This is a genomic window from Ferrimonas sediminicola (assembly GCF_005116715.1).
In the GTDB taxonomy this organism is placed as follows: domain Bacteria; phylum Pseudomonadota; class Gammaproteobacteria; order Enterobacterales; family Shewanellaceae; genus Ferrimonas; species Ferrimonas sediminicola.
The window spans coordinates 103,957-118,825 of sequence record NZ_SWCI01000006.1; the positions used below are offsets into that span (position 1 = coordinate 103,957).

A 14,869-nucleotide genomic window follows, 5' to 3' on the forward strand; every position below is an offset into this window, starting at 1 on the left:
CATGGAGCAGTTTGATATCGCCATCGTCGGTGGCGGCATGGCCGGCGCCACCCTGGCTCTTGCCCTGGCAGGACAGGAGCATCAGGGGAGTCGCTGGCGCATCGCCCTGATTGAGGCCCACCGCCCCCAGAGCGAGGCCCACCCCGGCTTCGACAGCCGGGCCATTGCCCTGGCCCACGGCTCGGTGGAACGCTACCGGGCGCTGGGCCTGTGGCGTGACCTGGCTCCCCATGCGGCGCCGATCCGCACCATCCACGTCAGCGACCGCGGCCACTGGGGACAGGTGACGATGACCGCCGCCGAGCAGGGGGTCGACGCCCTGGGCCAGGTGGTGGAGCTGGAAAGGGTGGGGCCGGTACTGCACCAGGCCTTGGAGGCAACCGGGGTAACCCGCTTCTGTCCCGATGCCCTGGCGACGCTGGAGCAGCAGCGTCAACACTGTGCGCTGACCCTGGAATCGGGCAGGCAACTGACCGCCAGCCTGGTGGTGGCCGCCGACGGCGGCCCCTCCCTGGTTCGCCAGCAACTGAAGCTGCCGGTCAGCCGCAGCGACTACGGCCAGGTGGCGGTGATCGCCAATGTGGAGCTGAGCCGCGGCGGCGATATCGCCTATGAGCGATTTACCGACGAGGGCCCCCTGGCCCTGCTGCCGATGACCGATGGACGCTACTCCCTGGTGTGGGTGCGACACGCCGAGGAGGCCGAGGCGCTGATGGCCCTGGAGGAGGAGGGGTTCCGCGCCGCCCTGCAGAGCGCCTTCGGCTACCGTCTGGGCGAGGTGGTCCGGGTGGGCAGACGCGTCAGCTATCCCCTGGCCCTGCAGCGCATCGAACGGCCGATCCATCACCGGGTGGCCCTGATCGGCAACGCCGCCCAGACCCTGCATCCCATCGCCGGGCAAGGGTTCAACCTGGGGATGCGCGATGCGCTGACCCTGGCGGATCGTCTCGGAGCGGCCCTGGAACGGGGGGAGGACCCCGGCGGCTTTGGCCTGCTGGATGACTACCTGCAGGGGCGCAAAGTCGATGTCGACCGTACCGTGGGGCTGACCAACGGCCTGGTCAAACTGTTTTCCAACAACAATTTCCTGCTCCAGGTTGGCCGCAACCTGGGGCTCATCGCCATGGACCTGTTCCCTTCGCTGGGGCAGCAACTGGTGTCCCACACCCTGGGACAGGGACAGCATAGAAGGAGTGCGAGGTGGTAACGGCACAATCGGTTCAGGTGGCCATCGTCGGCGGTGGCATGGTGGGGATGGCGACTGCCATCGGACTGGCCAGGGCCGGCATCAGCGTGGCGGTGATCGACCGCGAACAGCCCACCCCGGCAAGCGGTTCGGCGGAGCTGAGGGTCAGTGCCATCAATCGTGCCAGTGAGCTCTACCTGAGGCAGCTGGGCGCCTGGCCCCGCCTGCCCAAGGAGCGTCTCTCCCCCTACACGGGGATGCGGGTGTGGGACAAGGACAGCATCGGCGTCATCGAGTTTGATGCCCGTGACTACCATCAGCCGGATCTGGGCCACATCATCGAGAACCGCGCCATTGCCCACGCCCTGTGGCAGCAGGCCCAGAGTGAATCCAGGATCCGCTGCTTCGTCGGAGCCCCCCAGTCGGTGGCCTTCGGTGAGCAGGAGGCCTGGCTGACCCTGGCCGACGGCGCCATGCTCAGTGCCCGGCTGCTGGTGGCCGCCGATGGCGCCAACTCCTGGCTGCGTCAGCAACTCAATGTGCCGCTCACCTTCCGTGACTACGGCCACCACGGCCTGGTGGCCACGGTACGCAGCAGCCGCCCCCATGAGCGGGTGGCCCGGCAGGTATTCCTGCCCCAGGGACCGCTGGCGCTGCTGCCCCTGGCCGACGCCAATCAGTGCTCCATCGTGTGGTCCCTGCCCCCCGGGCAGGCCCAGGCGCTGACCGAGTGTGACGCCGACACCTTCTGCCAGAAAATCAGCCTGGCCAGCGAGGGGGTGCTGGGCCGGATCGAGGTGGTCAGCGACCGCCTGGCGATTCCACTGACCATGCGTTACGCCCGAGACTTTGTCCTGCCCAGGCTGGCCCTGGTGGGAGACGCGGCCCACACCATCCATCCGCTGGCGGGCCAGGGGGTGAATCTGGGGCTGGCGGACAGCGAGCAGCTGGTGGAGGTGCTCAAGGAGGCCGCCGACAGGAACTGGGACCTGGGCAGCCTCAAGGTGCTGCAGCGCTATGCCCGTCCCCGCAAGGCGGCCGCCCAGGAGATGATCGCCGCCATGAGTGGCTTCAAATGGCTGTTCTCAGGAGAAGATCCTGTGAAGAAGGGGGTACGCGACATCGGTCTGGCCCTGGTGAACCGGATGCCCGGTTTAAAGAAGAAGTTTATCGCCCAGGCACTAGGCATTGCTGCCTCAAACCTAAGGTGATTTTGTATACAAACAGCCTGGGTTGGGTATAATGCGCCCAGCCCCTAAAATAGACCCTGATCACAAAAGGGCGTAAAGCCAGACAAGGAACACAAATGGCGAATCAAACCGTACTCTACCCGAAGCACCTGGAGTCCAACGCGAAGATGGTGGATTTCCATGGCTGGGACATGCCGATCCACTACGGCTCCCAGGTCGAGGAGCACCACCAGGTCCGCACCGATGCCGGTATGTTCGACGTTTCCCACATGACCGTGGTGGACATCACCGGCCCCCAGGCACAACCCTTCCTGCGCAAGCTTCTGGCCAACGATGTGGCCAAACTCACCCAGCCCGGCAAGGCCCTCTACGGCGGCATGCTCAACGAGCAGGGCGGGGTGATCGACGACCTGATCACCTATTATCTGGACGACAACCACTACCGCCTGGTGGTGAACTCCGCCACCCGTGAAAAGGATCTGGAATGGATTGGTGCTCAGGCCCGGGGCTTTGAGGTTATCGTGACCGAGTTGCCCGAACTGGCGATGATCGCCGTCCAGGGCCCCAGGGCGGTGGCGCGCACCGCCACGGTGCTGGATGCGAAGCAGCGGGCGGCCGTCGAGGGGATGAAGCCCTTCTTCGGTGTCCAGGCCGGCGATCTCTTCATCGCCACCACCGGCTACACCGGCGAGGCGGGCTATGAGATTATGGTGCCCCGGGACCAGGCCGCCGACCTGTGGGACAAGCTGCTGCAGGCCGGGGTTAAACCCGCGGGTCTTGGCGCCCGTGATACCCTGCGCCTGGAGGCGGGGATGAACCTCTACGGCCAGGATATGGACGAGAGCGTCAACCCCCTGGCGGCCAACATGGGCTGGACAGTGGCCTGGGAGCCGGCGGATCGCGACTTTATCGGCCGTGAGGCTCTGGCCCGGATCAAAGCCGAAGGTACCGACAAGCTGGTGGGCCTGGTGATGACCGACAAGGGAGTGCTTCGCAGCGGTTTGACGGTATTTTTCACCGATGCCGATGGTAAGGAACAGCAGGGGGTGATCACCTCCGGCAGCTTCTCGCCCACCCTGGGTTACTCCATCGCCATGGCGAGGGTACCCCGCAGTGTGGGCGAGGAGGTAGAAGTGGAGATGCGCAAGAAGCGGGTGACCGTCAAGGTGATCAAGCCCAGTTTCGTGCGTAACGGCAAACAAGCCTTTTAAGAGATTGATGGGGAAACAACAATGAGCAACATTCCATCCGAACTGAAGTACACCAGCTCCCACGAGTGGATCCGTCCCGAGGGTGATAACGAGTACACCATCGGCATCACCGAGCACGCCCAGGAGCTGCTGGGTGACATGGTGTTCGTCGACCTGCCCGACGTGGGCGACGAGGTGAACGCCGGTGACGACTGCGCCGTGGCCGAGTCCGTCAAGGCGGCCTCCGACGTCTACTCCCCCCTGACCGGTGAGGTGGTGGCGATCAACGAAGAGCTGGAAGACAGCCCCGAGCTGGTGAACAGCGACCCCTTCGGTGATGGCTGGCTGTTCCGCGTGCGCATCAGCGACGAATCCGAACTGGCCAACCTGCTCGATGGCGAAGGCTACAAGGCCGTCATCGACGAGGAGTAATCCCCGACTGATCAAAGCCCCCGCAGAGGGGCTTTTGTCTTCTTATCTGAGCCGCCCTGTACCCTGGACGCGGCAGCACAAGGAATTATTGGATAATGAGCGAGCAGCAGTCTCTGTCCCAACTGTTTAACCGGGACGAGTTCCTTTCCCGCCATATCGGCCCAACCCAGGCACAGCGCCAACAGATGCTGGAGTATGTCGGTGCCCACAGCCTGGAGGATCTGACCGCCCAGATCGTCCCCGAAGGAATTCGCCTGCCCAACCCCCTGGGGATCGGTGAGCCCCAGCGCGAAGTGGATGCCCTGGCCACCCTGCGCGGCTTCGCCGATCAGAACCAGGTGTATACCTCCTACATCGGCATGGGTTACTACAACACCCATCTCCCCCATGTGATCCAGCGTAACGTGCTGGAGAACCCCGGTTGGTATACCGCCTACACCCCCTACCAGCCCGAGATCGCCCAGGGGCGCCTGGAGGCGATCCTCAACTTCCAGCAGTTGACCATGGACCTGACCGGGCTGGACCTGGCGTCCGCCTCCCTGCTGGATGAGGGCACTGCCGCCGCCGAGGCGATGGCCCTGGCCAAGCGGGTGTCCAAGAACAAGAAGTCCAACCTGTTCTACGTTGCCGACACTCTGTTCCCCCAGACCATCGACGTGGTGGCGACCCGGGCCAAGCATCTGAACATCGAGGTACTGGTGGGCCCGGCCGAGCAAGCGGCGGACCACGACTGCTTCGGTGTCCTGCTGCAGTACCCCGATCGCACCGGTCAGGTGACTGACTTCTCCCCCGTCGCCGAGGCGGTCAAGGCCAACAAGGGGATCGTCTGTGTCGCCTCCGACCTGCTGGCCCTGGTGAAGCTGACCGCCCCCGCCAAGCTGGGCGCCGACGTGGTGCTGGGCAGCGCCCAGCGCTTCGGCGTGCCCATGGGTTACGGAGGGCCTCACGCCGCCTTCTTTGCCACCCGCGATGCCTACAAGCGTTCCATGCCCGGCCGCATCATCGGTGTCTCCAAGGACAGCCGTGGCAAGCCGGCCCTGCGGATGGCGATGCAGACCCGTGAGCAGCACATCCGCCGCGAGAAAGCCAACTCCAACATCTGTACCGCCCAGGTGCTGCTGGCCAACCTGGCCTCCTTCTACGCCGTCTATCACGGCCCAGAGGGGCTTAAGCGCATCGCCGAGCGTACCCACCGCCTGACCACCATCCTGGCGGCGGCGCTGGCGGGCGCGGGCGTTTCCCTGGTCAACCGCAGCTGGTTCGACACCCTCACCGTCGAGGTGGACGATGTGGATGCGGTGCTGGCCCGGGCCGAGGCCGCCCGCATCAACCTGAGGGTGGACGGCGGCAACTGCCTGGGGGTCAGCCTGGATGAGACCACCACCGCCGAGGCGCTCAAGGCGCTGTTTGCGGTGTTCGTCGACGGCGGTGAGCTGGATCTGGAGGCCCTCGATGGCGCCGCGGCCACACCGCTGGCCCCTGAACTGGTGCGGGTGGACTCGATCCTCTCCCACCCGGTGTTCAATGCCTACCACAGCGAAACCGAGATGCTGCGCTACATCCGCCGCCTCGAGGGCAGGGACCTGGCGCTGAACCACTCGATGATCTCCCTCGGCTCCTGCACCATGAAACTCAACGCCACCGCCGAGATGATGCCGATCAGCTGGCCCGAGTTCGCCAACATGCACCCCTTCTGCCCCCAGGAGCAGGCCCAGGGCTACCGCCAGATGGTCGACACCCTGGCCGACTGGCTGGTGAAGGTGACCGGCTACGACGCCATGTGCATGCAGCCCAACTCCGGCGCGTCCGGCGAGTATGCCGGCCTGCTGGCGATCAAGGAGTATCAGCAGTCGATCGGTGAAGGCCACCGCGACATCTGCCTGATCCCCAGCTCTGCCCACGGTACCAACCCCGCCTCCGCCATGCTGGCCAGCCTCAAGGTGGTGGTGACCGCCTGTGACGCCAACGGCAACGTCGATCTGGATGACCTGCGGGCCAAGGCCGAGGAGCACGCCGATCGCCTCTGCTGCGGCATGATCACCTATCCCTCCACCCACGGGGTGTACGAGGAGACGGCGCGGGAGATCTGCGACATCATCCACCAGCATGGTGGCCAGGTGTACATGGATGGCGCCAACATGAACGCCCAGGTGGGGATCACCGCCCCCGGCTTCATCGGCTCCGACGTGTCCCACCTGAACCTGCACAAGACCTTCGCCATCCCTCACGGAGGCGGCGGCCCGGGGGTGGGCCCCATCGGTGTCAAGGCGCACCTGGCACCGTTCGTGGCCGGCCACTCCGTGGTGAAGACCGGTGCCGAGTCCCAGGACAATGGGGCGGTCTCCAGCGCCCAGTACGGCTCTGCCAGCATCCTGCCCATCAGTTGGATGTACATCGCCATGCTGGGGGATCGCGGACTGGCCGAGTCCACCCAGGTGGCGATGCTCTCCGCCAACTACCTGGCCAAGAAGCTGGGCGAGCACTACCCGGTGCTCTACACCGGCCGCAACGACCGGGTGGCCCACGAGTGCATCATCGACCTGCGCCCCCTGAAGGAGGCCAGCGGCGTCACCGAGATGGACGTGGCCAAGCGCCTGATGGACTACGGCTTCCATGCCCCTACCATGAGCTTCCCGGTGGCGGGTACCCTGATGGTGGAGCCCACCGAGTCCGAGTCCCAGGTGGAGCTGGATCGCTTCGTCGAGGCGATGGTGAGCATCCGCAGGGAGATCGACCGGGTGCAGTCCGGCGAGTGGCCGGCAGACAACAACCCGCTGCGCAATGCGCCCCACACCCAGGCGGACATCATGGATGAGGCCTTCGGCGAGCGTCCCTACAGTCGTGAGCTGGCGGCCTTCCCCAGCCAGGCTACCCGCGAGGGCAAGTTCTGGCCCACGGTGAACCGTATCGATGATGTATTTGGCGACCGCAACCTGTTCTGCGCCTGCGTCCCCATCGACGCCTACCGGGAGTAACGGCGCAGCCGGAGATGAGAAAGGCGAACCAGGGGGTTCGCCTTTTTTGTCGACAGGGCAGGCCCGGGAGCCGTCACACTTGGCTAACTAACCTATTCTTAAAGGGAAACTGGCTTAATGGACTGAGCTGAACCGATGGGAAACTGGCTGGAGTTTGTCGCCGGGCTGGGGATCTTCCTCTATGCCATGCAGCGGCTGGAGAGTGCCCTGGGCACCCTGGGGGAGGAGACCTTCCGCCGGGTGCTGTTGCGTGCCACCGGCTCCACGGCCGGCTCGGTGGTCAGCGGTACCCTGGCCACCGCGGTGCTGCAGAGCAGCTCCATGGTGGGGCTGATGGTGCTGGCCCTGGTGGGCAGCGGCCTGCTGCCCCTGGCCAACGCCATCGGCATGATCGTCGGCGCCAACCTGGGGACCACGGTAACCGGCTGGCTGGTGACCCTGCTGGGGTTCAAGCTCTCCCTGACCGCCATCGTGCTGCCGCTGATGGGGGTGGGGGGGCTGGTCTACATCTGGGGAGAGGAGCGCAGTCGTCGCCAGGCCGTTGGCCTGATCCTGTTTGCCCTGGGACTGCTGATCTTCGGCCTGGATACCATGAAGGACGGGGTCGCCGAACTCAGGGGCAGTTTCCGGCCCCAGGAGTATGCCCACCTGCCCGGTATCGCCTTTCTGCTGGCCGGGGTGGTGTTTACCGCCATCATCCAGTCCAGCTCCGCCTGCATGCTGATCACCCTCAACGCCCTCAGTGCCGGGCTGGTGGCGCTGCCGGACGCGGCGGCGATCATCATCGGAGCCGATCTGGGCACCACGGTCACCATGGTGATCGGCGGCCTCAAGGGCAGCGACAACAAGCGTCGGGTGGCGGCGGCCCATGTGCTGTTCAACCTGGCGACGGCGGTGATGGCCTACCTGCTGATCCTGCCGGTGCTACCGCCGCTGTTCCACTGGCTTGGCATCCACGATCCCCTCTATGGCCTGGTGGCCTTCCACAGCCTGTTCAACTTGCTGGGGGTGGTGTTGGTGTTTCCCTTCGTCGGTGGGCTGGCGCACTGGCTGGAGTCGCTGTTCCGGACACCGGCGCCGGAGATGGACAGGTTGATGATGGACATTCCGCCGGAGCAGGTGCCCATTGCCATCCTGGCAGTCGACAACGCCCTGCGGGAGTGTTGCCAGTTGGCGATGCGGGTCAACAACCGGGTGCTCAAGCTGCCTATGCCGTCGGCGACGGAACTGGCGGCTGAGGCGGACAGCCCCTCCGGCTATGAGCAGGAGTTCCGGGCGCTGAGCGACCGGGAGGGACGATTGAGCGCCTTTATCCTCGAGGTCCTGGCCCATGCCAATGAGCCGCAGAAACCGCGGCTACTGGCATCGCTGAAGTTGCTGCGTCACATCGGCTATGCCACCAAGGCGGTGAAGGATATCCGCGAGGATCTGCGCCAGGCCGGGGGAGGTGCAGACCGGATGATGGTTCGACTGAAGCGGGATCGCACCCTGATGGAGCAGCCGAGACTGGAGCGGATAGCGGCTTGGCTGGCGGCCCCGGCTGAGGCGGTGACGCCGGAGCAGCTGCGCCAACTGCAGCGCCAGGCCCGCCGGGACCACCTGGAGTTCATCGACAGGATCTACCGCTGGATCCGGCAGGAGGCGATCCAGGGGGAGACCTTCATCGTGCTGACCAACCTGAGCAAGCACTTGTTGGAGATGCAGAAGCAGTGGGTGAGCTGCCTGGCACTGTTGGCCGACCCTGGATCCCGGGAGTAGGTTCGGCGATTACATTTGATTACACCGCGGGATTTCCGAGTGCTGCATAATGTGTCGCCGTACCCGCCGCGGCGTATGTTTGCCGGTGGCGGCCAGCGGAGGTGGCGTTTCTCATGGTGGGTATTTCGGAGACATTCAACACACCTGGTGGATGATGGCTGCCATATTGTCCATTTTCCAATCAGTTTTTGACGGCCGCTCCCACCAAGCCCGACAGCGTCCGGTGGGACCGGTCTTTTTTTTGGCCGAGCCCGAGCAACCCTAGCCGCGTCCGTGGGGGCGATCCAGATCCAGCTCCGGACCCTCAGGCACCACCTGGGTGGGGTTGATCATGGTGTGGCTGAAGTAGTAGTGGCGCTTGATGTGGGCGAGATCGACGGTGTCGGCGATCCCCGGCTGCTGATACAGCTCCCTCAGGTAGCCCGACAGGTTGGGATAGTCGGCAATGCGCCGCTTGTTGCACTTGAAGTGGCCCACATAGACCGCATCGAAGCGCACCAGGGTGGTGAACAGCCGCCAGTCCGCCTCGGTCAGGGCGTCACCGGTGAGGTAGCGCCGGTCCGCCAGCCGGTTGTCCAACTGGTCCAGGGCGTCAAACAGGATGGCATAGGCCTCGCTGTAGGCCTGCTGGGAGGTGGCGAAACCGGCCCGGTAGACCCCGTTGTTGATGGTGGGGTAGATAAAGTCGTTCAACTGGTCGATCTCCTGGCGCAGCGGGGCCGGGTAGAGGTCGAGGGGGTTGCCGGTGAGTCCGTCGAACGCCGTGTTGAACATGCGGATGATTTCCGATGACTCGTTGCTGACGATACGACCAAGCTTCTTGTCCCACAGCACCGGGACCGTCACCCGGCCCGAATAACTGGGGTTATTGCGGGTATAGAGCTGGTGCAGGTAATCCAGCCCATAGAGGTGATCACCGCTGCTGCCGCTGGCGGTATCGAAGCTCCAGCCCTGATCCAACATCTCCGGGCTGACCACGGAGACGCCAATGTACTCTTCCAGCCCCTTGAGTTTCCTGTAGATCAGGGTGCGGTGAGCCCAGGGGCAGGCCAGGGATACATAGAGGTGGTAGCGGCCGGACTCGGCCTGGAATCCCCCCTCGCCGCTGGGGCCGTGGGCGCCGTCGGCAGTGATCCAGTGCCTTAGCTGTGCCTCCTCTCGCTCAAATTTGCCCTTGGTGTCTTCGGTTTCGTACCAGACGTCCTGCCAGACGCCATCTACCAGTCGTCCCATCTCAGCCTCCTATGGTGCCAAATTTTCCTGCCTGATAGTCCTCCACCGCCTGGCGGATTTCCGCCTCGCTGTTCATGACGAAGGGACCCATGTGGACGATCTTCTCCCCGATGGGGTTGCCGGAGAAGATCAACGCGCCGCCGCCCTCCTCGCTGCCGAGATCCAGGGGAGTGGCGGGATCGGCCAACAGCAGTTTTCCCTGCCGGTAGCCGTTGATGCGGCCAGCGTACACATAGAGAAACAGCCGTTGTTGATGACGCCGATCTAGGGTGGCCCGGGCCCCGGGTTGCAGGCGCAGGTCCGCCACCGATGCCTGGCCTGCCAGATCGCCGATGGGGGAGTCGGCTTGCTGGCCCGCCATCGCCCAGCTGCCGGCCAGTATCCTGAGCAGGGCACCGTCACCTCCGCGGATCTCCGGAATGCCGGTCGCCACCGAATCCTGGTAGCGGGCGGGCCGCAGCTTCTCCTTGGCCGGCATGTTGACCCAGATCTGGAAGCCGTGCATGCCGCCGGCTCCGGCCACCGGCATCTCGGAGTGCACCACGCCAAAGCCGGTGCTCATCCACTGCACATGGCCCGGGCCGATCACTTTGCGGTTGCCCATCTGGTCGCGGTGCTCGAAGCCCCCCTCGAGGATGTAGGTGAAGGTCTCTATGCCCCTGTGGGGATGGGGCGGGAAGCCGCCGATGTAGTCCGATTCGTTGGCGGATTTGAGTTCGTCGATCATCAGGAAGGGATCCAGCGTCAGGTTGCGAAAATCTGCCACCCTGGAGATGTTGACGCCGTCGCCATCCTGGGTCGCCACGCTGTTGGTGAGGTTGAGCAGTTTCATCGGGATCTCCTTCTCAGTCGGGATGGTTACACCCTAACAGGCCCGCCAGGGTGCGACCATCGCAAAGAACTGGTGGCTCAGTTCTAGAAAATAGAAAGATGTTCGCGCCATCACCGGCTTGCTGACTCAAACTTGCCCACAGAACCGGCAGAAACGGGATTACCATTCTAATTTTGTAAACGCTGAACGGTGCCGGGCAGATGAGGTCGGCCGGGCGTGGCGGGCCGACGGCCCTTATGCAGTCGAAGGCGGATGAAACCTCTCGCAAATGCCGAAAATGAATTTAACATTTGCCGCATCTGCAAACTGCCCGAAAGCTTTGCTGAACCATATTGGGTGTGTCGCATATTCTGTTTGTCGCCCCTGAGTTGGCGCAATCTGCTGTTCGCGCACTCATATTTAGAGGATGTGGGGTGTCTGGAAGTTCCAGGGTAAATTGATGTGGGTCACCTCATTTAACCCTTTGTTTCTCTTACTATGCGACTGACCATTTGGATGGTTATCCCTTTGTTGGAGAAATGATGATGAAACTAACAAGAAAGACCCCGCTGGCATTGATGCTGGCCTCTGCAATGCTGGTGACCGGCTGCAGTGATGGAGACGATGGCAAAGACGGTGCCCCCGGTGAGCCCGGTGTCCCCGGTGAGCCCGGATTGCTCGCAGGATCCTTTGTCGATACCGCCAACGCCCCCACCGACCTTATCTTTACCATCGCCCCCGAAGCGGTGGTGATTGAGCCCGGCAAGCCCTTCTCGGTGAACTTCACCGTCACCGGCAAGAACACCAAGGGCGATGATGTGCCCTTTGTCGGCCTGGACAAGATCGCCCTCTACCTGACCGAGCAGGTGGCCAACGAGGGTAAGAATGGGGCTCCCTATCAGTGGATTAACCACGGTACCGCCACCGAGTTTGGCTCCTCCCTCTACTGTACCCCGACCGGCACCGCCACCGACCGTCGCGGTAACGAGGTTCAAGCCTGTACCCTGATGGAAGATGCGGCCAACCCCGGCAGCTACTCCCTTAGCTGGGAACACGATGGCGACGCCCCGCTGATCTGGGCCGGCGCCGATGTGAACAACCTGCACCGCCTGATGATCCGCTCCTACAACATCGTCGACAGCGAGGGTGCCGGGCTGGAGGACAAGGTGCTGACCCCACCTATGGACTACATCCCGGCCACCGGTGAGCTGGCAGAGTCTGTGAAGGACATCGTCAGCAGCAACGCCTGTATCCGCTGCCACGGTGAGAAAGAGGGCCGGATTGAGAACATCCATGCCCACCACAACTATCAGCGGGTGGAGAACTGCGTCGCCTGTCACAACGTGCAGATCAACCTGCCCGACAGCGAAAACTCCGATCCCGATGGCGATCTCAAGGGCTTCAACCCCAACTTCGCCCCCATGGTTCACCGACTGCACCGCGGCCACGCCATCGAGGAGCATCTGCTCGGTGACGCCAAGGCCGAGTTCGGCGAGATCGGCTTCCCGGCTGACATCACCGAGTGCTCCGTCTGTCACGACAACGGCGGCGGCTGGGCCACCAACATCTATGCCGATGCCTGTCAGGCCTGCCACATCGAGGTGAACTTCGAAACCGGCGAGAACCACGCCGGCATCGTGCCCCAGGACGACAGCGTCTGTGCCGGTTGCCACGGTGCCGGAGCCCTGAACCCGATGGTGGCTCACAATGTCGGCGGTCGTACCGCGTCCGAGTCCGCGTTCGAGATCGCTGTGAGCAGCGTCAGCATCGACGCCGCCACCGGTGACCTGACCGTGGTGTTCGACACCACCGCCCGTGCCGCCGACGGCGTCGCGGTCGCCGATGCCATCCTGAATGATGACATTCTATATGGTGTGATCGAGGCGGACGGCATCTTCAACCAGTCCGGCACCATCAACCTGCTGGATGGCACCGAAGCCGACGGCAGCTACACCGTCGTGGTTCCCGGTCGCACCGAACTGGTGGGTCAGAGCGCCTACTTCGTACCCGACTTCGCCATCTGTACCGACGGCGAGGATCTGGTGGCCTGTGGTGAGGAGGAGATGAAGGTGTCCGCCACCATGGCGCCCGCCTACTGGAACCTGGCCAACGCCGACGGCAGTGACTACGTGATGCCACGCATCGAGGGGGACAACGTCTCCATCGAGGAGGAGACCTGCAACAACTGCCATGACAACCTGACCTGGGTGAAGCTGGGCCACAATCACGGTGCCAACAAGTTCACCACCTGCGTCAGCTGCCACAGTCCCAAGGCTGGCTTCACCGGCTCCTTCCACAGCCAGGTCAGCGCCATCGGCACCGATGCCGACGGCAACGACGTGGTGGTGGATGTGAAACCCGGCCAGTTCTACAACCGTGATCTGATGACCGTGGCCCACCGTTACCACAGCGGTGAGTGGCATGTCAGCGGCCCGCACGGCGTCTTCCGCCGGGTGGACGACCAGGGCGTCATGGGTGAGCTGAACGGTTACCCCGACATCCAGAGCGACTGCCAAGCCTGCCACAGCGAAGGGGTCAGCCTGTTTACCGCCAACGGCACCCTGGCTTCCGGCAAAGACGCCATCGCTCTCTCTTTGGACCCGTTTGGTAATCCTGTTTCCGGTTATATTTCTCCGGTCTCCGAGAGCTGCCGCAGCTGCCACGTTCACAACAACGATGCCGCCAAGGCCCACTTCGTGGCCAACGGCGCGACCCTGACCGACGCTCCCGCCGGCAGCGCCGCCGAGGTGAGCATCGAAAGTTGTGGTGTTTGCCATGCCGAAGGCAAGACCTACGGTATTGACACAGTGCACAGCGGTCCTGCGCACTAATCGTTGCAGTTCCCTGCAACACCCAAGCTAAAGCGCCTCCGGGCGCTTTTTTTGGTCGCGCCCAGGGGCGCTCGGATCTTAAATCACTATTACCAATGAGTGCGCTTCTGTGACAGGGCTCGTAAAACCCCGCCGGTCGGTTGCGTATAGTGAATGATTAAACTGGGAAACCGGGGAACCAGGGAATGAACCGATTAAATGAGGTCAGCATTTTTTCGTTTCAGGTGTTTGTGCTGGTCTATGAGTCACTCAACTCCATGACCGTGGCCCAGGCACTGAACGTGCCAGGCTCCAAGATCAGCCGTACCCTGAACCAGTTGCGTCACGCCCTGGATGATCCCCTGTTCCACCGTAAGCAGTATGGGTTCGAGCCCAGCGAGATGGCGGTGAAGCTCTATCCCGAGATGAAGCGGATGCTGGATCTGGCCAGTCAGGCCTGCAGCCTGGATGTGGATGAACGCAGCCGCCTGCAGCAGGAGGTGGTGGTCACCGCCCCGTCGGCTATCTGTGTCGGCCTGTTGCAGCACCTGAAGGGCGTGGCGGAGCAGCATCACCACTATTTCACCTTTATCGTGCGTCCAACCACCTACCACATGGAGCGGGAGATCCGGCAGGGCGAGGTGGACCTGGCCATATCCAACGAAAATATCGCCGCCGAGGGGGTGGAGTGTGAGTTCATCACCTGTGCCAACGGCGTCTACCTGGTCGGGCAACAGGCCCATCCCATCTGGCGGGACGACAGCGGGCCGCGCCTCGATGAGATCATCCGCCACCCCTTCATCGTCAACGGCATGCCGGCCTTTAACGATCGCATCGATCCGCTCGAGGTCTATGCCCGGGAAGCGGGGCGGGAACTCAGGGTCGAGTCGAAGATCTCCGGAATGACCGAACTGGTGGATCAACTGCTCAGCGGTCACGCCCTCTCCTTCGTCGGTCAACGCCACGCGGTGGATCTGTTGCGGCGGATCGACGGTATCCAGTCACGGCGCCTGCCCGATGATCAGTTTGCTCTGCTTCACCAGCGGATGGGGGCGCCGGGCTACTACCTGCTCAGCTCCTCGAGGCGACACTGTTACCCCGACTGGCTGATCGAGGCGATCCGTCAATTCGTCATCGGTGCCGTCGTCGTCGAGCCCTGACCCCTCCCTGTCGGTCATTATTAAAAGCCGTTTTTAGCGCGTGTAATATGAGCCCCCCCTCGGGGCCAGCCATGGTTCCTGGGTCGGTTATCTGCCAGATTATAGAAGATAAATCGTCCACTAC

The 14,869-nt window shown here is 63.4% G+C and carries 10 protein-coding genes; 8 read left to right on the top strand and 2 right to left on the bottom strand.

The features are described from left to right. Position 1: 1 nt before the first annotated feature. From ubiH to FCL40_RS11040, 6 genes are all read left to right on the top strand, one after another. On the top strand, positions 2 to 1,207 hold the full coding sequence (gene ubiH, locus FCL40_RS11015; RefSeq protein ID WP_136853355.1) for a 2-octaprenyl-6-methoxyphenyl hydroxylase: 1,206 nt from the start codon (positions 2 to 4) through the stop codon (positions 1,205 to 1,207). After that, on the top strand, positions 1,201 to 2,397 hold the full coding sequence (locus tag FCL40_RS11020; RefSeq protein ID WP_136853356.1) for an FAD-dependent oxidoreductase: 1,197 nt from the start codon (positions 1,201 to 1,203) through the stop codon (positions 2,395 to 2,397). The genes ubiH and FCL40_RS11020 overlap by 7 nt, the downstream gene beginning before the upstream one ends. A 95-nt stretch (positions 2,398 to 2,492) precedes the next feature. Beyond that, positions 2,493 to 3,587 carry a glycine cleavage system aminomethyltransferase GcvT gene (gene gcvT / locus FCL40_RS11025; RefSeq protein WP_136853357.1) on the top strand — a complete coding sequence of 365 codons (1,095 nt, stop codon included), beginning with the start codon at positions 2,493 to 2,495 and terminating at the stop codon, positions 3,585 to 3,587. Between the two features lie 21 nt (positions 3,588 to 3,608). Beyond that, positions 3,609 to 3,998, top strand: coding sequence for a glycine cleavage system protein GcvH (gene gcvH, locus FCL40_RS11030; RefSeq protein ID WP_136853358.1), 390 nt, complete (start codon positions 3,609 to 3,611; stop codon positions 3,996 to 3,998). 95 nt (positions 3,999 to 4,093) lie between these two features. Further along, positions 4,094 to 6,973, top strand: coding sequence for an aminomethyl-transferring glycine dehydrogenase (gcvP, locus tag FCL40_RS11035; protein WP_136853359.1), 2,880 nt, complete (start codon positions 4,094 to 4,096; stop codon positions 6,971 to 6,973). A 135-nt stretch (positions 6,974 to 7,108) separates the two neighbouring features. After that, positions 7,109 to 8,731: a Na/Pi symporter gene (locus FCL40_RS11040; RefSeq protein ID WP_136853360.1), complete on the top strand. Its 1,623-nt coding sequence runs from the start codon at positions 7,109 to 7,111 to the stop codon at positions 8,729 to 8,731. Between the two features lie 261 nt (positions 8,732 to 8,992). Here FCL40_RS11040 and FCL40_RS11045 read toward each other — a convergent pair whose 3' ends face one another. Both FCL40_RS11045 and FCL40_RS11050 read right to left on the bottom strand, forming a co-directional pair. Continuing rightward, positions 8,993 to 9,964 carry a glutathione S-transferase family protein gene (locus tag FCL40_RS11045; protein WP_136853361.1) on the bottom strand — a complete coding sequence of 324 codons (972 nt, stop codon included), beginning with the start codon at positions 9,962 to 9,964 and terminating at the stop codon, positions 8,993 to 8,995. Between the two features lies 1 nt (position 9,965). Beyond that, entirely contained in the window at positions 9,966 to 10,796 is an 831-nt protein-coding gene (locus FCL40_RS11050; RefSeq protein WP_136853362.1) for a pirin family protein, read from the bottom strand. A 524-nt stretch (positions 10,797 to 11,320) separates the two neighbouring features. On the opposite strand from FCL40_RS11050, the gene FCL40_RS11055 reads away from it, so the two are divergent. Together FCL40_RS11055 and FCL40_RS11060 are read left to right on the top strand one after the other, a co-directional pair. Next, positions 11,321 to 13,606 (top strand): OmcA/MtrC family decaheme c-type cytochrome, encoded by a 2,286-nt coding sequence (locus tag FCL40_RS11055; RefSeq protein ID WP_136853363.1) that lies wholly within the window; start codon positions 11,321 to 11,323, stop codon positions 13,604 to 13,606. A gap of 185 nt (positions 13,607 to 13,791) precedes the next feature. Continuing rightward, positions 13,792 to 14,745 (top strand): LysR family transcriptional regulator, encoded by a 954-nt coding sequence (locus FCL40_RS11060; RefSeq protein WP_136853364.1) that lies wholly within the window; start codon positions 13,792 to 13,794, stop codon positions 14,743 to 14,745. Positions 14,746 to 14,869: the final 124 nt, after the last annotated feature.

Coding starts and splice junctions, on each gene's coding strand:
- ubiH (WP_136853355.1), top strand. CDS start 2: ATGGAGCAGTTTGATATCGCCATCGTCGGTGGCGGCATGGCCGGCGCC.
- gcvT (WP_136853357.1), top strand. CDS start 2,493: ATGGCGAATCAAACCGTACTCTACCCGAAGCACCTGGAGTCCAACGCG.
- gcvH (WP_136853358.1), top strand. CDS start 3,609: ATGAGCAACATTCCATCCGAACTGAAGTACACCAGCTCCCACGAGTGG.
- gcvP (WP_136853359.1), top strand. CDS start 4,094: ATGAGCGAGCAGCAGTCTCTGTCCCAACTGTTTAACCGGGACGAGTTC.
- FCL40_RS11040 (WP_136853360.1), top strand. CDS start 7,109: ATGGGAAACTGGCTGGAGTTTGTCGCCGGGCTGGGGATCTTCCTCTAT.
- FCL40_RS11045 (WP_136853361.1), bottom strand. CDS start 9,964: ATGGGACGACTGGTAGATGGCGTCTGGCAGGACGTCTGGTACGAAACC.
- FCL40_RS11050 (WP_136853362.1), bottom strand. CDS start 10,796: ATGAAACTGCTCAACCTCACCAACAGCGTGGCGACCCAGGATGGCGAC.
- FCL40_RS11055 (WP_136853363.1), top strand. CDS start 11,321: ATGAAACTAACAAGAAAGACCCCGCTGGCATTGATGCTGGCCTCTGCA.
- FCL40_RS11060 (WP_136853364.1), top strand. CDS start 13,792: ATGAACCGATTAAATGAGGTCAGCATTTTTTCGTTTCAGGTGTTTGTG.